The sequence below is a fragment of the Pseudaminobacter soli (ex Zhang et al. 2022) genome, from assembly GCF_014595955.1.
Taxonomy (GTDB): Bacteria; Pseudomonadota; Alphaproteobacteria; order Rhizobiales; family Rhizobiaceae; genus Kumtagia; species Kumtagia pseudosoli.
Map to the genome: position 1 here is coordinate 15,661 of NZ_JABVCF010000020.1, position 17,821 is coordinate 33,481.

Below are 17,821 nucleotides of genomic sequence, written 5' to 3' on the forward strand. Positions count from 1 at the left end.
ATTCAGATGGGTCAAGCGCATGCAATGAGTGATCACGAATACCGGGAGAAAGTCTTCTTCCAGACTTTCGGATCCGTTCCCGAGCCGGCCTTCGACGATCCTAAGGAACAGCAGGAAGTGTGGGGCGGGGTCTGGGGCTGCTCCAATGACGTGGGCAAGCTGCGCGCCGTGCTGATGCATCGTCCTGGCGACGAGCTCAAGGTCGTCAGAGCCGACAAGCCGATGCCCGAGGTGGGCGGTTTTGGCGATCCCGAGAAGGGCTGGTACTGGATCGGCAAGGAACTTCCCGACCTGGCCGCGATGCAGAGGGCCCACGACCAGTTCACCGACATCCTGCGCAAGGAAGGCGTCAACGTCGTGCTGGTCGGTGAGGCGGCGCCCGGCCGCATGAAGCAGGTCTACACCCGCGACAGCTGCGTCGGAATCAAGAGCGGCGCCATCGTGACCCGACTCGCCCGCAAGGTGCGTCGCGGCGAGGAACTGCCGGTCACCCGCGCGCTGGCGCGTGTTGGCTGCCCGATCGTCGCTACGCTGACCGGCAACGCCGTGTTCGAAGGCGGCGGCTACGCCAACATCGACGAGAAGACGGCGGTCTGCTGCGTCTCGGTGGCGTGCAACGAGGAAGGCGTTCGCCAGATGCAGGCGATCCTCGCCTATCATGGCGTCGAACTGATCACGTTGCCGGGCATGGGCTACCGCATCCATATCGACGGCGCCTTCAACATGATCGACGTCGACAAGGCGATCGTGAACCTCAACGAGCTTCCCTGGTTCTTCATCGAATACCTGCAGAAGCGCGGCATCAAGCTCATCGAGCTTCCGCCGGAGGACAACGCCTTCTCGCTCAATTCGCTCGCCATCGCTCCGAGCAAGGTCGTCATGCACGGCAGCCGCTCGAAGCGCCTCGAGGATCGCCTTGCGGACGCCGGCGTCGAACTGATCACCTGCGACTATGAGCCTGTCGAGGCGGGTGGCGGCGGCATTCACTGCTCGACGGCACCTCTTGCTCGGGACCCGGTCTAAGATGTCCTTTCTCGTCGTTGACAGCCTGACGATGACCTACGGGCCCCTGAGGGCGCTCAACGACGTGTCTCTGACCGTCAAGGAGGGGGAGTTCATCTCCCTGCTTGGCCCCTCCGGTTCGGGTAAGACGACTCTTCTGATGTCGCTTGCGGGGTTCAACAAGCCCACCTCCGGCCGGATCCTGCTCGACGGGCAGGACATTATCGCCCGGGAGCCCGAGGATCGTGATTTCGGTTTCGTCTTCCAGGGGTACGCGTTGTTCCCGCACCTTTCGGTCAGCGGCAACATCGCGTTTCCGCTGAAGGTTCGGAAATGGGATGCGGTGCGCATCCGCGCACGCGTCGAAGAGATGCTCGCGCTCGTCGGGCTAAAGAGCCTCGCCGACCGCAAACCGCGTCAGCTCTCCGGCGGCCAGCAGCAGCGCGTGGCGCTGGCGCGCGCTCTCTCCTTCGGCCCGCGCGTGCTGTTGCTCGACGAGCCGCTGTCGGCGCTTGACCGTATGCTGCGGGAACAGATGCAGACGGAACTGCGCCGTCTGCACAGGGAGACGGGCGTCACCTTCCTTTATGTCACGCACGACCAGCAGGAAGCGCTGACCATGTCGGACCGGATCGCCGTGTTCGAAAAGGGCAAGATCGTCGAGGAAGGCTCGCCGACCCGACTGTTCAAATCTCCGACGACGCGTTTCGTCGCCGAATTTCTCGGCGAGAACAACTTCGTGAAGGGCAGCCGCGCGAACGGCGTCTGGCAGGGCTTCGGAACCAGCTTCTCGCTGCCCGAGCAGCGGGATTCCGGCGAAGACGCCGGCTCGGCCACGCTGTGGCTTCGCCCGGGCGATATCGGGTTTGGTACTGGCCGTGACGGCGACATCAGCTTCACCGCCAAGGTCGAGGACTTCGTCTTCGGCGGAACGCATAACCGGCTGGCGCTGCGGTTGCGGAGCGGTGAAACCTTCGTCGCGTCGATTTCGGCCGACCTCGTTGCCGAGGACGCGCTCGGCAAGGACCTGACGTTCCACGCCCGGCCCGAAGCCGTCGGCGTGCTGAGATAGAAACGATGCGGTCGTCAAAGGCCGCCCGCAACCTGAAAGGAAATCGTTTTGACTGGTACCGCCAGGCTGAAGCCGATCGCGCTCCCGGACTACGGAGTTCCGCGCCAGATCCCGAAGATCGCGGCAGCGACCTATCAGGCGCGTTTTGCGCGCTTCATGGACCGCATTGCCGCCAAAGGGCTCGATGCGGCAGTCGTCTATGCCGACCGCGAGCACTGCGCCAACATTTCATGGCTCACCGGCTTCGATCCACGTTTCGAGGAAGCTTTGCTGATCGCGGTGAAGGGCAAGGAACCGGTGATCGTCACCGGGCCGGAGAATGTCGGCCTCGCGGCCGTCTCGATGCTCGGAACATCCTCCCTGCTGTGGCCAGGATTCGGCCTTCTTGGGCAGGACAGGACGAAGGCCGTCCCGCTGCCCGAGTTGCTGGCGAGCGCTGGACTGGAGAAGGGGCACAGGATCGGCGCCGTGGGCTGGAAGTACTTTCTGCCCACCGAAGTGGCCAGCGCGGACAGCGCGGTGGACCTGCCCGCCTATGTGGCGGCAATGCTTGCCGCCATCGGGCCGGTGACGAATGCAGCCGGCCTTCTGATGCATCCCGTCGACGGGCTGCGCGCCGAGGTCGAGATCGAAGAATTGGCGCGCTTCGAATTCCTTGCCACGCATGGCTCGGAATCGGTCAAGCGCGTCATCTTCGGTCTCAAGCCCGGGATGACGGAGTTTGAAGCCGCCAGCCTGATGCAGCCTCTCGGCTATCCGCTTTGCTGCCATCCGATGCTGTCGACCGGCGAACGCGCGCGCTTCGGGGTCGGTAGCCCCTCCGACGCGGTGATCGAGCGGGGCGCGATGTTCACCACCGCCTTCGGCTATCAGGGTTCGCTGACGGCGCGCGCCGGTTTTGTGGCCGAGAGCGCGGACGAACTGCCCGCCAATGCCCGCGACTATGCCGACGCGTTCGTCGCCCGCTATTGGGAGGCCGCAGCCGAGTGGTATGAGACGATCGGCATCGGCGTTACCGGCGGCGAGCTCGACGCGAAGATGCGCGCACGGCTGGACAACGATTTCTTCAGGCTGGCGCTCAATCCGGGCCACCTGATCCATATCGACGAATGGATGCACTCTCCGGTCCGTCCTGGCAGCACGGAAGCCTTCCGTTCGAGCCAGGCGATCCAGATTGACATGATACCTGCTCCCGGCAATTCCTACTTCACGACCAATATCGAGGACGGCATCGCCCTGCTGGATGAGTGGGGCAGGGCGGAATTCGCCGAGCGCTTCCCCGAAGCCTGGGGCCGCATCGAAGCACGCCGAGCCTTCATGGCGGATGATCTCGGCATCCGGGTGAAGCCGGAGGTGCTCCCCTTCAGCAACCTTGCAGGCTGGCTCCCGGCCTATCTGCTCAAGCCGGATCTCGCGATCTCGCGGGTCTGACAACGAAGCAAGGGCCGGCTGAGAGTCCGGCCCCTTCTGCACCGGCGCAGGGAAAACATGCGAGCAAAGATCGAGATACTTTTTCCCCACGGCAAGCCGGTGCTCGGCATGCTGCATCTCGGGGGCGCAACGCCGGAAGAACGCCTCGCGCGCGCTCTGGCCGAAACCCGGGACATGATCGCCGGTGGTGTCGATGCGCTCGTGGTCGAGAACTATTTCGGCGATCCCGACGACGTGCGGCGCGTGCTTGAGGCTTTCGAGAGGAATGCGCCGGGCATCGTCGTGGGACTGAACCTTCTGCGTGACTTCCGGCTCGGGTTCGAGCTTGTCGATGAGTTCGGCCTTTCCTTCCTGCAGATCGACTCGGTCTGCGGCCACCTCCCTCCCGATGAGGACGCCGACTACGCTGCCGAACTTGCGGAGCGCCGCGCGGCCACCGATGCGCTGCTCTTCGGCGGCGTGAGGTTCAAGTATCAGCCGGTGAAGTCTGGACGCAGCGAGGAAGAGGATGTCCGCCTTGGCATGGCCCGTGCCGATGCACTCGTCGTCACCGGTGAAGCGACCGGGCAGGGCACCGACAACGGGAAGATCCTGCGCTTTCGTGCCGTGGTCGGAACGGACTACCCGCTGATCGTCGGCGCGGGCATGACGGCGGCGACCGCCGCCGATCAGATGCGGATCGCCGATGGCGCAATCGTCGGCTCCTATTTCAAGGACAGCTACAAGGATACGGGCATCGTCGATGTCGCCCATGTCCGCGAGCTCATGGAAGAGGTCCGCAAGGTCCGCGGTGCGCCACCTGCGACGATCCGCATAGAACCCATCGATGCCGCCGCCTTCGCGCCTTTCGGCAAGGTCCTTGCGATGGAAGGATCCGCCGATCCCGACGAGAACATCGTTCGCACGGATGGGCCGGGCTGGTCCGACGCCTACACGCACGATCCCCTGCTTGCGACGAACGCGAGCCTCGGCATGACCCGTTCCGGCGGCACGCCCTTCGAGGTGCGCCAGATGGAGCGGCATCCGAACACCCAGGAAGCCCTGTTCTGCGCCGAAGGGCCGATCGTCCTCGTCGTTGCGGCGGCAGGACCACAGGTGAGGCCCGATGCCGGGAACCTGCGGGCCTTCTCGATTCCGCCCGGCACGGTGGCGGTGATGCACCCCGGCACCTGGCATGATGCCTGTCGCGGGCTGCACGGCCCCACGACCTATTACTGGATGGCGAGGGTGCGCACCGGTACGGAATGGCAGGACGTCGAAGGCGGACCGGTTTCCGTGGTGGCGGAGCCTGTGGCATGAATCTCGCCCCGGCATTCTTCATCGGCGACGTATCCCTGGACGAATATTACGCCTCGGAGCGCTGGCCAGGCCTGGCCGACAAGGGTTTCGTAGATCTTTTAGGAAGTTATGTCGGCGGCAGCATAGCCAATGCGGCCTCGGTCCATGCCGGACTTGGCTCGCCGACGGAATTTGTCTCCCTGCTCAACTTCAGCCCGGTCTCCGACCGCCTGATCGCCGAATTGGAGGCGCGGGGTGTCTCGGTCCGGCATATGTTGCGCCAGGAGGGAATTGCTGAATCGCGTAACATCATCTTCCTCGCCGAGGGCGAGCACGTGGTACTGACCGTGGACATGGGATTCCAGCCCATGGCGCTGTCGGGGGAACTGATGCGGGACCTTCGTCAGCCGGGATATCTGTACACGACGCTCTATCGCTCCAGACGCTTGCGCCACGGTGACCTGGAGCAGGCAGCCCTCCTGCAGGACCTGCGCGCGCATGGCCGGCGAACGGTTTTCGATCTCGATGTCGGCGGCTTCGGCGAGGCCGATCTGCCCTATCTGCAAGGTGCGTCGGTCCTTATCCTAAACCAGGTCGGCTACGCGGCGGCATTCGGTGATTGCCCCGTCGAGAGCCTCGGCGGCTGGATGGAAGAGAATGCCGTCGGTACGGTCATCCGGACCCGGGCAGCCAACGGTGCCGAGGCCTTCGACCGGGAGACGCGATATGACGTTTCCGGTTATGCGGTTTCCGTCGAGGATGTAACCGGCGCCGGGGACACGTTCGGCGGCGCGCTGGTCCATGTCCTTGGGCAGGGCGGTAGCATGGATGACGCGCTGGAACTCGCGGTCGCAGCGTCCGCGCGTGCCGTCACGATCCGAGGGCCAGCGGGCGGCATCGCGAGCCACGCCGCGGTTGCAGCTTTTCGGGCATCTCTGGGCAGGGCGACATGACGGTATCGATACGTGCGTATTGATCCGGATCGCGAGACGGTCGTTGTCATCCTGACTGCACGGAGCGCTCGAAATTGGCACAAGACAAGAGAGGCGACTGCTCGTGATCAGGACCCCACCCGCTCAGTTCACGCCGGCTTGTCAAGGCCCCTTGCAAGCTTTGCCTCTTGAGTCGGCTCAGAATAGATCACTCGATACTGACGATCCACGTCGGTTAAAGCACTGATTGAAGGAGGAATGCCACCGTGTCGAACGAAAAGAAGAAGGTGTTGCTGGTCGGTGAGACCTGGATGAGCACGGCGAGCCACTTCAAGGGCTTTGATCAATTCGGCAGCGTCACCTTCCATTCCGGCGCGGCGCCCCTCATCAAAGCGCTGTCGGGCAGCGACTTCGAGCTCATCCACATGCCTGCACATGAAGCGGTCGAGAAACTTCCGTTCGATCTCGACGGTTTGAATGCCTATGATGCGATCCTGCTGTCCGATATCGGCGCAAACTCGCTACTACTGCATCCCGATGTGTGGCTAAACGGCAAGCCCGTCGCCAACCGGCTGAAGCTTCTGAAAGCATGGACCGAGGGCGGTGGCGGTCTCGCAATGATAGGCGGATATTTGTCGTTCCAGGGTATCGACGGCCGTGCCCGCTGGCACCGCACGCCAGTCGAGGAGGTTCTGCCGGTGGAATGCCTGCCGAATGACGATCGGCTGGAGATTCCCAACGGCTTCAGCGCAGTGATCAATCCTAAGAACAGCCATCCGATCTTGAAAGGTCTGGAAGGCAAATGGCCGATCCTGCTCGGCGCAAACGAAGTCAAGGTGAAGAAGGCGGATAATGTGGAGGTGCTCGCGAGACTGCCAGAGGACGAAGGCGGGCATCCCCTGCTGGTGACCGGCAGCTACGGCAAGGGCCGCACGCTGGCCTGGACATCGGACATCAGCCCGCATTGGCTACCGGCGTCCTTCTACGAATGGCCTGGCTACGCCACGCTCTGGCGCAACGTGCTGGCTTGGCTAACAAAGAAGGGCTGATCGAGCCGCGGGGAGATCAAGTCGCTGACCTGCCACTGAACTTTCATCCAGCGGCGATTAGAGCCTCGGCCATTTCTGTTACGCCGTAGGGCGCCGGTTGAGCAACTGGCGGACGAAAGCCGCCATTAAAAGCAGCGTGGGCGCCGGTTGCGGTGATGATCGCGGCGAAGGTCGCCGAAATCTGGTAGCCGAGCGAGGACTGGGCCTCGCAGTGTTAGTCCACGACCCATTTCGGCGATGGAGCGGCGGCATGATGGAGGCGAAAGAACAGGCTCTCGTTCAAAAGCTCATCGCGCATCCGGCCGTTCAAGCTCTCGATGTAGCCGTTCTGCATCGACTTGCCCGGTGCGATGTTGTGCCGTTCCACGCGGTGATCCTGCGGGTGGACCTCGTGTTCCGGCCTAGAGGTCCGCCCACTCCTGTGCAGGCTCTCTTAAATCACGCACGCCGAGCCAATTCTTGGAACATTGACTCGGATGCATGGTTCGAATTGCCAGTGCGAGATCACAGAGTCTCCCACGGTTTTGGCCGGGGGGTGACGCCGTAGCCTGATAGCCTGGCGCCCATCCATCGAATGCTCCTTGCCCCATCCCACGCTCGCACCCGTCGTTCGGGTGGCGGGCGCAATAAAGGTCAAGAACATGAGCGAGACCTTTCGCACCCCCTCGTCAGCGGCATCCGACCTGGACACGGTCGCGGCCACAGTCATGCTTCACAAGGTCAGTTGGGGCGCGGTCTTCGCCGGCGTCATCATTGCTCTTGTGGTGCAAGTCCTATTGACGTTGCTCGGACTCGGCATCGGCGTCGGAACGCTCAGCCCGCGCGCTGGAAGCAATACCGATGTCTCGACGTTCTCGATCGTCGCCGCGATCTGGTATATCGTGTCCGGCATCATCGCCGCTTATCTCGGCGGCTACATCGCGGCTCGTCTTTCCGGCAAGAGCGATCCGGCCACTGGAGCCTTCCACGGGCTGACGACCTGGGCCCTCACAACGCTTGTCATAATTTACCTGGTCACCACCGCCGTGGGCGGCTTGGTCGGCGGGGTCTTCAGCGGAATCTCCTATGCAGTCGGTGGCCTCGGCCAGACAGTGGCTCGAACTGCAGCACCCCTCGTAGCGACATCCAACCCCCTGGAGGCGCTTGAAGCGCAGATTCGAGCAACCGGCGCGGACCCGCAAGCGCTGAACAATGCGGCCGCCAATGCGATACGAGCACTTGTCACAGGCGATCAGGCAAATGCTGACGCCGCCCGCCAACAGGCAGCCGAGGCGCTGGCCAGAGCCCGCAACATACCTGTCGACCAAGCCAAGCAGCAGGTGGCGCAGATCGAACAGCAGTATCGACAGACGGTGGATCGGACGAAGCAGCAGGCCGAACAGGCAGCGGATGCCGCAAGTTCGGTGTTATCCAAGGGAGCACTGGCCGCCTTCGTTGCGCTCGTGCTCGGAGCCATCGCCGGATGGTACGGCGGTCGTTCCGGGGTGGTTCATCCTGAATTTGCCAACCGGATCAGCACACGCCGCCGGGCGGCTGGTTAGGAGAGGACTGGGCGCGGCGCGAGCCTCGCTCACTTAACTGGTTGAGGAAACGCTCACGAGGGGGCCACGCCCGAACCTTTTCCTCTATAGTTCAGGGACGAGGCAACTCGTGGCTTGGCGGTCTTGCTTGCTGCCAGCAGCCTGCTCATTTATCTCCAGCCCCGCAGCCGATAGGGAGCGCTGGCGAGTCAGTTGGCTGGGGTCGCGAAATCGCGGCCCCTTAGCCAGTTTGGGGGGCTACACCGCGCGCTGTGCTTCGGATTGTGATGCTGGTCAATCGGGAGCCCTGCACCGTCCGTTATTGAGCCAGACGCGATGCGATCTGCCTGAGCAGCTAGCTTCCCGCCGGCCGACTGCTTGGACGGCGTCCAAAGTCGCAATTGCTTCAGCTGGGAGTGCGTTGCTCACTTCTCGACGCGGCGCCAATCCCCGGCCTCGTTTACATAATGCGCTCCGTGGCGACCTGATCTATGATTAGTCCAGGGGCTTGGGCGAGCAGATCGGACCAATCAAGTCGATTGGAAACCATCGCCGCGGATGCGGCATCCGTGGGGCGGGTACATCCCGTCTGACTGCAAACAGGAGCATGAGCAGTTCAGAGACGCTGCCAGCGGCTCCATCGAAACGGCTTCATGCCTGGGCTCGTGTGAACGCCATGACGCTTTTCAGTAGCTTTTGTCTGGGCGGTTTCGAGTGTTCGAGCCATCGGCGGACTGATGGCACAAGACTCGATCTCACAAGTGCGACACTACATGATCACCTAGCGCGTTCCGACTACCTCCAGCTTCAGGAACATGGAATTCGCGCCGTACGCGACGGTGTGCGGTGGCATCTGATCGAAATCAGCCCCGCAGGTTACGACTGGTCGAGCTTCCTTCCCATGCTGAGGGCTGCAGCCGAATGCGGCATGCAGGTGGCATGGGACCTCTGTCACTACGGGTGGCCTGACGGACTTGACATCTTCTCCGAAGAATTCGTCACGCGCTTCGCGAAATTCGCCGCTGCCGCTGCGCGCCTTGTGCGGGAAGAGAGCGATCTCGCACCGTTCTACTGCCCCATAAACGAAATTTCTTACTGGTCATGGGCGGGCGGCGAGACCGCCCGGATGAACCCATACCTGGTCGGCTGCGGTCGACGCCTCAAGCGTCAACTGGTACGGGCGACAATCGCTGCCATCAACGCGATCCGGGACGTTGATTCCCGAGCGCGCCTCGTCACCGCCGAACCACTGATCCATGTGGCGAGCCAATCGTCCGAGATCGCCCACATTTCTGCTGCGGAACACTACCGACAGGCTCAATTCGAGTCGATCGATCTGCTGGGCGGCTGGATGGAGCCGGAACTCGGTGGTCGGCCGGAATATGTCGATGTGCTTGGGCTGAACTACTATCCGGATAATCAATGGTTGCTCGACGGGCCAACCATCCCATTCGGGCACCATTCCTACCGCCCGCTGGCGGAGATTCTAAAGGAGGTCGAGCGGCGATACAGGCGCCCGCTACTCATCACGGAAACCGGCGCAGAGCGAACCGCGAGGCCCTCCTGGTTGCATTACGTCGGCTCCGAGGTGCGCCAGGCATTGATGGAAGGCGTCCGGATTGAAGGGATGTGTCTCTACCCGGTCCTCGACTACCCCGGCTGGGATAACGGGCGCCTGTGCGAGGTAGGGCTTCTCGGTGCGGCAGACCATTCAGGTCAGCGACGGGTCTGTCGCCGTACTGCCGAAGAGATTCTCGCCCAAGAGCGTCGCATCCAATCGGTGCTTTCGTCGATGTCGATGCCGCAGGAGGATGGAAGGATCTATGCCGTTGCAGAGAGCCTACAATAGAAGGCCCTCGCCGCGAACAGCGCCGCCTTTTCTCAAAGGGCCTGGCAGATTCCTGGCCCACTACGTATATCGCCGGCGCCTCAGCTTCATCTGCCTCGCCATCATGGTGGTCGCTGCAAGTTCCTGCGCGGTTGCGGTGCAGTATGTGATGAAGCTTCTGGTGGATGCCATGGCAGGGCCGCGCGACAGCGGTTTGGCTGAAACAGCCCTGATGGTCTTCATCATCTTTATTGCTGTCGAAAGCATCCTGTGGCGGCTTAGTGGCTGGTTCGGGTGCCGAACGACGCTGGCCATCGGTGTCGACATGCGGCTCGATCTATTCGAGTTCCTCAGCGGACAGCCGATGCGCTATTTCAGCGACAACCCGGCCGGCGCGCTCGGGCAACGCATCACGTCGACCGCAGGCAACTTTGGCGCCTTAGCGAATACGATCGTGTGGCGCATCGTACCGCCGAGTGTGGATTTTCTGGGCGCGATGGTTGTTTTCTCGATCGTGGATTGGCGAATGGCGATCGCACTCGCAGCCTCGGTCCTGGTTATCACACTAGGCCTCATCATCTTCGGCGAACACGGTCGTCGCCACCATCGCGAGTATGCTGCGCATGCAAGTGATGCATGCGGCGATCTCGTCGACATCATCACAAACATGTGGTGCGTGAAGGCCTTCTCGGCACAGAGAAACGAACAGAGGCGACTGGCCAGAATTTTCAGGCGCGAGGAAGCTGCCCAGCGGACCAGCTGGATGTACACCGAGAAAGCACGGCTGATCCACGACATTGCGCTTTGGCTCATGGCAGGTGGGATGCTGACCTGGGCCGTACAATTGTGGCGCACCGACAGCATAAGCCCGGGCGATGTCGTGGTCGTCAGCGCGCTGACCTTTCGTATCCTTCACGGTTCGAGAGATATGGCCTTATCTCTGGTTGAGATGGTGCAGCAGTTCGGTTTCATCGAAGACACCTTGCATGTGATCGGCCAACCGCAAACCGTTGTTGACTTACCCGGCGCACCTGCGCTCGAGGCTCAGAAGGGAGCCATTGTTTTCCGAGGCGTTTCCTTCGGCTATGAGGACACAAGGGATGCGGTTCACAACATCGACTTTTCGATCGAGCCCGGTCAGAAGGTGGGAATCGTCGGGCCTTCGGGAGCCGGAAAGTCGACCCTGGTCCATCTTCTACAACGGCTATATGACGTCCACACGGGTGAGATCCTGATCGACGGACAGAACATTGCCCGCATTCGGCAGGACAGTTTGCGCGAGAAGCTGGCTGTTGTTCCACAGGAACTGGTGCTCTTTCACCGCAGCGTCATGGAGAACATTCGAATCGCGCGGCCGGGTGCGAGGGACGACGAGGTCTTCGCTGTTGCCCGTGCCGCCCAGTGCGACTTGTTCATCTCGCGACTGGCGAATGGCTATCATACGCTGGTAGGGGAGCGCGGTGTAAAGCTCTCAGGTGGCCAGCGCCAGCGTATTGGGATTGCCCGTGCTTTCCTCAAGACCTCGCCGATCATCGTTCTCGACGAGGCAACCTCGGCGCTTGACACGGAATCCGAGTTGAAAATCCAAAACGCAATTGTTGAGTTTCGTGATCGAACGGTAATTGCTGTCGCGCATCGGCTCTCAACGCTGAACAACTTCGACCGCATCCTGGTCATGGAACACGGATCTATCGTCGAAGATGGAACCGCCGCGGAACTTCGCGCCCGCGCGGGCCTTTTCGAGAGGATGTGGCGACTTCAAGCCAACGGGTTAGCGCTTGATAGAGCAGCATAGCACCAGGCTCGGGCCAATGAGAGTGCGATCGACCCTCGCAGTTGTTGGCAGCCGCGGTCCTGCCGCCGTGCTGCTGGGCAGTTACGTCCTGCTGTGAAATTGCCTGGTTCGTGTCGGCGATGATTGGATTCGCGCGATCAAGTGGGACGGCTACCGCACCGAGATCATCTTCCAGGGAGCAAGGCTCGGCTGCGCACGGAGTCTTGAGCGGAAAGAGGTTCTGCCGATCTACAAGGCGCCGCCAGAAATGGAAGCGGCCGAGATCCTGAGACCTCGGCCGAAGAGGAACTGGAGCCGATAAAGATGGATTGCATTGCCGCACGCTTTCGCGAGCTATGGCATGCTCCCGGGGTTCCCAATCCGAATCCCAAGTTCGTCCCCGCGACGGTTCATTGATATCCCGTCACCTCGCATATTGGAGCCGCCCTTCGTCGGACGGCTTCCGACTTCAAAGCGCCTGAGCGCCTCGAAAGTTTCGGAAGTTCCAGAAGGATATCGCCGAACTGTTCGCGGACCGCGGGCTATCCACAATTCTGTTGGCGCTAGAACGACAGGAGAACGGAGATCAGATACTTAGCCCTGCGTGATCCAATGGCGATCTAGCGGGGGTGGCCGTGTTTCCTTCGCTGACTCATCCAGTCAACGTAACATTCTGATCTATTGGAGAAAATTGGTGGGTGATACAGGGATCGAACCTGTGACCCGCTGATTAAGAGTCAGCTGCTCTACCAACTGAGCTAATCACCCGGCAGCCGGTGAAGGCTGGGCGCGATATAGCCATGCGGATCGGGCCTGTCCAGCCCTCTGTCATGCCATTCTTGGGAAAATCTGCGCGTGCCTTCTCGGCATTTTTCACAAGCCGAGCCGTTGGCGGCATGTTCTGGCTTTGATGCAGCCGGCTGAGCACCTTCTGTGCGATTGGCCCGTTCAACCTGTGGAAAATCGTCTGGCCGGCAGGGGTCCGAACAGTTTTAGTCATCTGTTGAAGGTGCTGTTGAGGAAGCCCTCTTACTATGCGGTACCAATCAGATGTTGGGGGTGTGCGTTCGTGTTGGGGTACCGGCCAGGCCAGGCGCGGGTAAGCCACAGTGGTCGAAGCCACAGAGCCGGCGCGCCGATTCCGGTGCCGTCGCGAACCAGGCTGTCGGACCACCTCCCGGAAATCGTGATGATCTCCTTCATCACCGCGTCGTGCCTGGCGATTCAGTTCTTTGCACCCGTCGAATGGCGGCCCGAGGTCATCTGGCTGATGCTGGCCCCCGGCTGCGGCCTGATCTTCGGCTCTGTGCCGGCATTGCTGATTCGCCTGCGCACTCGCAGGCAGGACGCCGCCGCCCGCGACCAGAAGGAACTGCTTAGTCTGCTGCTCAGGGACTACGCCGCCGAGCGGGGCGGATGGCTCTGGTCCACCGATTCCGACGGCATGCTTCGCGGCGTGACCGAGAAATTCGCAAGACACGCAGGTCTCTCGGTTGCGGAACTCGAAGGGAGGGACTTTGCGGATTTCCTGCGACGGGCTGCAGAGAACGGTACCGCCAGTCAGGAAGCACAGTCCGACCTGGCGCTCGCTTTTAGGCACAAGCGGTCCTTCTCCGGGCTCGAAGTCGCGGTCCCAGCGAAGGGCGGGCTGCGCTGGTGGCGTCTGGCCGGCAAGCCGGTTTTCCGGGACGATCGGTTCGCCGGCTATATTGGAACCGCAACGGACGCGACGGTCGAGGTGAAGGCCAGGGAGAAGGTTAGCTATCTCGCCTTCCACGACCATCTGACCGGGCTTCCCAACCGTTCACGCCTTACGGCCAAGCTGGCGGAGAGCGCCGCACGCCTCGACCGGTATGGCACGCCATTCGCGCTGCTTTATCTCGACCTTGATAAGTTCAAGGCGGTGAACGACTCCGAAGGCCATCAAGCCGGCGATCATCTCCTGGTCGAGGCCGGCAAGCGCCTCAAGGCACAGTTGCGCGAGATCGACCTCGTCGCCCGCCTCGGCGGAGACGAATTCTGCATCATCATGCCGGAGGCGGCCGAAGCGAGCGGCGTCTCGGAACTGGCGCAGCGGCTTGTGTCGGAGATGGCGAAGCCGTTCACCATAAACGGAAGTACGCTTTCGGTCGGATTGAGCGTCGGCATCGCGCTTGCGCCGGCAAATGGCCGAAATCCGGATGAGCTCCTGCATCATGCCGATCTCGCGCTCTACCGCTCGAAGCAGGCAGGGGGAAACCGCTACTCCTTCTTCGAAACCGAAATGGACGCGCAGGTTCGAGATCGCCGCACGCTTCAGGCCGAACTCGCCGAGGCGATCACGCGCAACGAGTTCGTCCTCCACTTTCAGCCCCTCGTTTCCCCGGTCGAGGGCGTGGTCTCCGGCTTCGAGGCATTGATACGCTGGAATCACCCGCGGCGGGGGCTGCTGCTGCCTCCGGAATTCATTCCAACCGCGGAACGCTCAAGCCTGATCTGCGATATCGGGTCCTGGACCATCGAGGAGGCTGCCAGGATGCTGGCGCAACTGCCTCCGCGCCTCAGCATCGCCATCAATCTTTCGGCCAAGCAGTTCCGCACCTGCGACGTCGTGGGCAGCGTGCTCGGTGCGCTGGAGGCGGCGGATGTAGACCCGCGCAGGTTGGAGATCGAACTGAGGGACGGACTGCTGGCCGATCCCTCGAAGGGAATCGCCGGCAAGCTGCAGGACCTGCGCAGCGCCGGAGTGCGGATTACGATGGACGATCTTGGCACAGGTCAGACAGGTCTTCCGCAGCTTGTCGATTTCGCGGGCGACACCGTGAAGATCGACCGCTCGTTCGTCGCGGCGCATACGGGGACGCCACGCGGCCGCGATATCCTCAAGGCGACTATCAGCCTGGCGCGTTCACTGCGGCTCAGAGTTGCGGCCGGGGGCGTTGAGACCGAGGAGCAGGCGAACTTTTTGCGCGAGTCCGGCTGTGATATACTTCAGGGCTTCTATTTCGCCAGCCCGATGCCGGCGACCAGCCTCGCCGCGCAACTCGGGCTTTCGGCGGCCAACGACGAAAGCAGCAGCCCCGCACGAGTGCGGACGGCGTGAAGCCATCCGCTGGGAGCGCAGCGCCGAAGCTCTGAGGTCAGGACTTCTTCTTGTTGTAGAGGTCGAAGGCGACGGCCCCGAGCAGCACCATGCCCTTGATGACCTGCTGCCAGTCGATGTTGATGCCCATGATGCCCATGCCGTTGTTCATCACGCCCATGATGAACGCGCCGATCACCGCGCCGGCCACTTCGCCGACGCCGCCCATGGCGGACGCCCCGCCGACGAATACGGCAGCGATCACGTCGAGTTCCATGCCGGCGCCCGCCTTCGGCGTCGCCTGGTTGAGCCGCGCCGCATAGATAAGGCCGGCCAGCGCCGCGAGCATCCCCATGATGACGAAGACGAAGAAGGTCAGCCGCTCCGTGTTGATGCCCGAGAGCGCCGCCGCCTTCACGTTGCCGCCCATCGCAAAGATGCGGCGGCCGAACGTCATGCGCTTGGTCAGGAAAACGAACAGCGCGATCAGCAGGCCCATCACGATGAGTACGTTCGGCAGCCCCTTGTAGGAGGCGAACTTGTACATCAGGAACAGGACGATGCCCGACATCACAAGGTTCTTGACGATGAACAGGGCGAACGGCTCGGCCTCGTAGCCGTGGCTTTCGCGGGCGCGGCGGCTCTTCAGAGCGAAATAGAGCATCGCCGCGACGATCAGGACCGCGATCACCATCGTTGTGGCATGGAGGACGACGCCGGTGTTCGGTATTGGATTGCGGGAGGCGTTGAGCGCTGGCGCGACAAGCGTGATCGGGCCAAAAACGTCCGGGATGAAACCGGCGCTGAGCAACTGGAATTCGGTCGGGAAGGGGCCGACCGAGCGGCCCCCGAGCAGGGCAAGCAACAGGCCCTTGAACACCAGCATGCCCGCCAGGGTGACGATGAAGGACGGGATCTTCATGTATGCGATGAAGTAGCCCTGCGCGCCGCCGATGATCGCCCCGACTGCAATGCAAAGAATGCCCGCAAGCAGCGGATTGATGCCGTAATCCACCATCAGCACGGCTGCGACCGCGCCTACGAAGCCCGCCACGGAACCGACGGAAAGATCGATGTGGCCTGCCACGATGACCAGCAGCATGCCGAGCGCCATCACGATGATGTAGGAGTTCTGCAGGACGACGTTGGTAAGGTTGACCGGCAGGAACAGGATGCCGCCGGTCATGAACTGGAAGAACACCATGATTGCGATGAGGGCCAGCACCAGCCCGTACTCGCGAAGGTTCTCCTTGATCGCCTGCTGTGCCGAGGCCTTGGCCGGGTTCACGGTGGACGGAGCGATTTCCGTGCTCATGACGCTGCTTTCTCTTCACCACGGACGATCGCCCGCATGATCTTCTCCTGGCTCGCTTCGTGCCGGCCGAACTCGCCGACGATGCGGCCCTCGTTGAGGACGTAGATGCGGTCGCAGATGCCGAGGAGCTCCGGCATCTCGGACGAGATGACCAGGATGCCCCTGCCTTCGTCCGCGAGCTTGTTGATGATGGTGTAGATCTCGTATTTCGCCCCGACGTCGATGCCGCGCGTGGGCTCGTCGAGGATCAGCACTTGCGGGTTTGCGAAGAGCCACTTCGACAGCACCACCTTCTGCTGGTTGCCGCCCGAAAGATTGCCGGTGATCTGGTAGATGCTCGAGGAGCGGATATTGGTCTTCTTCCGGTAGTCGTTTGCGACCCTCAGTTCCGCCATGTCGTCGATCACGCCGGACTTCGACACGCCCGGCAGGTTGGCGACGGTCACGTTGTGCTTGATGTGGTCGATGAGGTTGAGGCCGTACACCTTTCGGTCCTCGGTCGCATAGGCGAGCCCGCTTGCCACCGCCTTGCTCACTGTCGACGTGTCCGCCGGCTTACCATGCAGCAGGATCTCGCCGCTGACGTTCACGCCGTAGCTGCGCCCGAACACGCTCATGGCGAATTCGGTGCGGCCGGCGCCCATCAGTCCGGCTAGGCCGACGATCTCGCCCTTCTTCAAGTGGAGGTTGATGCCCTTGATCACCTGGCGCTCTGGATGGACCGGATGGTGCACGGTCCAGTTGCGGACTTCGAAGATCGTCTCGCCGATCTTCGGCTCGCGCGTTGGATAGCGGTCTTCCATCGTGCGGCCGACCATCGAGGTGATGATCCGGTCCTCGGTCACGTCGGCCTTATCCATCGTCTCGATGGTCTGGCCGTCGCGGATCACGGTCACGCGGTCGGCGACGCGCTTCACCTCATTGAGTTTGTGCGAGATCAGGATCGCCGTCATCCCCTGGCGCTTGAACTCGAGCAGGAGATCCAGAAGGTGCTGGCTGTCCTTCTCGGACAGGCTGGCGGTCGGCTCGTCGAGGATCAGCAGCTTGACGTCCTTCGACAGCGCCTTGGCGATCTCGACCAACTGCTGCTTGCCGGTGCCGATGTCGGTGATTAGCGTGTCGGGGTCTTCGCGCAGCCCCACCTTGCGCAGCAGTTCCGCTGCGCGCCGCTTGGCACGGTTCCAGTCTATGACGCCGAAGCGGGCCTGTTCGTTGCCCAGGAAGATGTTCTCGGTGATCGACAGCAGCGGGACCAGCGCGAGTTCCTGGTGGATGATGACGATGGCGCGCTTTTCGCTGTCGTGGATGCCGGTGAAACGGCACTCGTGACCCTCGTAGTGGATGTCTCCGGTATAGGTGCCAAACGGATAGACACCGGAGAGGACCTTCATCAGCGTCGACTTGCCGGCGCCGTTCTCGCCGACGATTGCATGGATTTCCCCCTTGCGGACGTCGAGGTTGACGTTCGACAGCGCCTTTACGCCGGGAAACGTCTTGGTGATGCCGCGCATCTCCAGGATGGTTTCTGCCATTCGTCCGCTCGCCTGCGAGTCTCCTGC

The 17,821-nt window shown here is 62.2% G+C and carries 12 protein-coding genes, 1 tRNA gene and 1 pseudogene; 10 read left to right on the top strand and 4 right to left on the bottom strand.

All coding sequences use genetic code 11. The features are described 5' to 3' along the window. Nucleotides 1-24: 24 nt before the first annotated feature. From HUI96_RS26405 to HUI96_RS26430, 6 genes are all read left to right on the top strand, one after another. Entirely contained in the window at nucleotides 25-1,023 is a 999-nt protein-coding gene (locus tag HUI96_RS26405; RefSeq protein ID WP_237684393.1) for a dimethylarginine dimethylaminohydrolase family protein, read from the top strand. Nucleotide 1,024: 1 nt separating this feature from the next. Beyond that, entirely contained in the window at nucleotides 1,025-2,074 is a 1,050-nt protein-coding gene (locus tag HUI96_RS26410; RefSeq protein ID WP_188257696.1) for an ABC transporter ATP-binding protein, read from the top strand. 48 nt (nucleotides 2,075-2,122) lie between these two features. Beyond that, nucleotides 2,123-3,505 carry an aminopeptidase P family N-terminal domain-containing protein gene (locus HUI96_RS26415; protein ID WP_237684394.1) on the top strand — a complete coding sequence of 461 codons (1,383 nt, stop codon included), beginning with the start codon at nucleotides 2,123-2,125 and terminating at the stop codon, nucleotides 3,503-3,505. 57 nt (nucleotides 3,506-3,562) lie between these two features. Next, nucleotides 3,563-4,804: a BtpA/SgcQ family protein gene (locus tag HUI96_RS26420; RefSeq protein ID WP_188257697.1), complete on the top strand. Its 1,242-nt coding sequence runs from the start codon at nucleotides 3,563-3,565 to the stop codon at nucleotides 4,802-4,804. Continuing rightward, nucleotides 4,801-5,736, top strand: coding sequence for a carbohydrate kinase family protein (locus HUI96_RS26425; protein ID WP_188257698.1), 936 nt, complete (start codon nucleotides 4,801-4,803; stop codon nucleotides 5,734-5,736). Before HUI96_RS26420 ends, HUI96_RS26425 begins: the two co-directional genes overlap by 4 nt. A 245-nt stretch (nucleotides 5,737-5,981) precedes the next feature. Next, nucleotides 5,982-6,764, top strand: a complete 783-nt coding sequence (locus HUI96_RS26430) for a glutamine amidotransferase (RefSeq protein WP_337918649.1) — start codon at nucleotides 5,982-5,984, stop codon at nucleotides 6,762-6,764. 160 nt (nucleotides 6,765-6,924) lie between these two features. On the opposite strand, the pseudogene HUI96_RS30365 reads toward HUI96_RS26430, so the two are convergent. Next, nucleotides 6,925-7,131, bottom strand: a pseudogene (locus HUI96_RS30365) (integrase core domain-containing protein); the annotation flags it as partial. Nucleotides 7,132-7,405: 274 nt separating this feature from the next. On the opposite strand from HUI96_RS30365, the gene HUI96_RS26440 reads away from it, so the two are divergent. From HUI96_RS26440 to HUI96_RS26450, 3 genes are all read left to right on the top strand, one after another. After that, nucleotides 7,406-8,305 (top strand): PhnA-like protein, encoded by a 900-nt coding sequence (locus HUI96_RS26440; protein ID WP_188257700.1) that lies wholly within the window; start codon nucleotides 7,406-7,408, stop codon nucleotides 8,303-8,305. 655 nt (nucleotides 8,306-8,960) lie between these two features. Next, complete coding sequence (locus HUI96_RS26445; RefSeq protein ID WP_237684397.1) at nucleotides 8,961-10,133, top strand: beta-glucosidase; 1,173 nt, start codon at nucleotides 8,961-8,963, stop codon at nucleotides 10,131-10,133. Next, the gene (locus HUI96_RS26450; RefSeq protein WP_188257702.1) at nucleotides 10,108-11,907 is read left to right on the top strand and encodes an ABC transporter ATP-binding protein; all 1,800 of its coding nucleotides are present in this window, start codon (nucleotides 10,108-10,110) and stop codon (nucleotides 11,905-11,907) included. The genes HUI96_RS26445 and HUI96_RS26450 overlap by 26 nt, the downstream gene beginning before the upstream one ends. A 671-nt stretch (nucleotides 11,908-12,578) precedes the next feature. On the opposite strand, the gene HUI96_RS26455 is transcribed toward HUI96_RS26450, so the two are convergent. Further along, a tRNA-Lys gene (locus HUI96_RS26455) sits at nucleotides 12,579-12,654 on the bottom strand. Nucleotides 12,655-13,075: 421 nt separating this feature from the next. Here HUI96_RS26455 and HUI96_RS26460 point away from each other — a divergent pair. Continuing rightward, on the top strand, nucleotides 13,076-14,968 hold the full coding sequence (locus HUI96_RS26460; RefSeq protein ID WP_188257703.1) for a putative bifunctional diguanylate cyclase/phosphodiesterase: 1,893 nt from the start codon (nucleotides 13,076-13,078) through the stop codon (nucleotides 14,966-14,968). Nucleotides 14,969-15,005: 37 nt separating this feature from the next. Here the strand turns inward: HUI96_RS26460 and mmsB are convergent, their stop codons facing one another. Together mmsB and mmsA are read right to left on the bottom strand one after the other, a co-directional pair. Continuing rightward, nucleotides 15,006-16,262 carry a multiple monosaccharide ABC transporter permease gene (gene mmsB / locus HUI96_RS26465; RefSeq protein ID WP_188257704.1) on the bottom strand — a complete coding sequence of 419 codons (1,257 nt, stop codon included), beginning with the start codon at nucleotides 16,260-16,262 and terminating at the stop codon, nucleotides 15,006-15,008. Next, entirely contained in the window at nucleotides 16,259-17,794 is a 1,536-nt protein-coding gene (gene mmsA / locus HUI96_RS26470; RefSeq protein WP_188257705.1) for a multiple monosaccharide ABC transporter ATP-binding protein, read from the bottom strand. The genes mmsB and mmsA overlap by 4 nt, the downstream gene beginning before the upstream one ends. Between the last annotated feature and the right edge of the window lie 27 nt (nucleotides 17,795-17,821).

Excerpts from the sequence above, each read along its gene's own strand:
- HUI96_RS26420 (WP_188257697.1), top strand. The coding sequence starts at position 3,563 with ATGCGAGCAAAGATCGAGATACTTTTTCCCCACGGCAAGCCGGTGCTC.
- HUI96_RS26445 (WP_237684397.1), top strand. The coding sequence starts at position 8,961 with ATGACGCTTTTCAGTAGCTTTTGTCTGGGCGGTTTCGAGTGTTCGAGC.
- HUI96_RS26440 (WP_188257700.1), top strand. The coding sequence starts at position 7,406 with ATGAGCGAGACCTTTCGCACCCCCTCGTCAGCGGCATCCGACCTGGAC.
- HUI96_RS26460 (WP_188257703.1), top strand. The coding sequence starts at position 13,076 with ATGATCTCCTTCATCACCGCGTCGTGCCTGGCGATTCAGTTCTTTGCA.
- HUI96_RS26450 (WP_188257702.1), top strand. The coding sequence starts at position 10,108 with ATGCCGTTGCAGAGAGCCTACAATAGAAGGCCCTCGCCGCGAACAGCG.
- HUI96_RS26405 (WP_237684393.1), top strand. The coding sequence starts at position 25 with ATGAGTGATCACGAATACCGGGAGAAAGTCTTCTTCCAGACTTTCGGA.
- mmsB (WP_188257704.1), bottom strand. The coding sequence starts at position 16,262 with ATGAGCACGGAAATCGCTCCGTCCACCGTGAACCCGGCCAAGGCCTCG.
- mmsA (WP_188257705.1), bottom strand. The coding sequence starts at position 17,794 with ATGGCAGAAACCATCCTGGAGATGCGCGGCATCACCAAGACGTTTCCC.
- HUI96_RS26410 (WP_188257696.1), top strand. The coding sequence starts at position 1,025 with ATGTCCTTTCTCGTCGTTGACAGCCTGACGATGACCTACGGGCCCCTG.
- HUI96_RS26425 (WP_188257698.1), top strand. The coding sequence starts at position 4,801 with ATGAATCTCGCCCCGGCATTCTTCATCGGCGACGTATCCCTGGACGAA.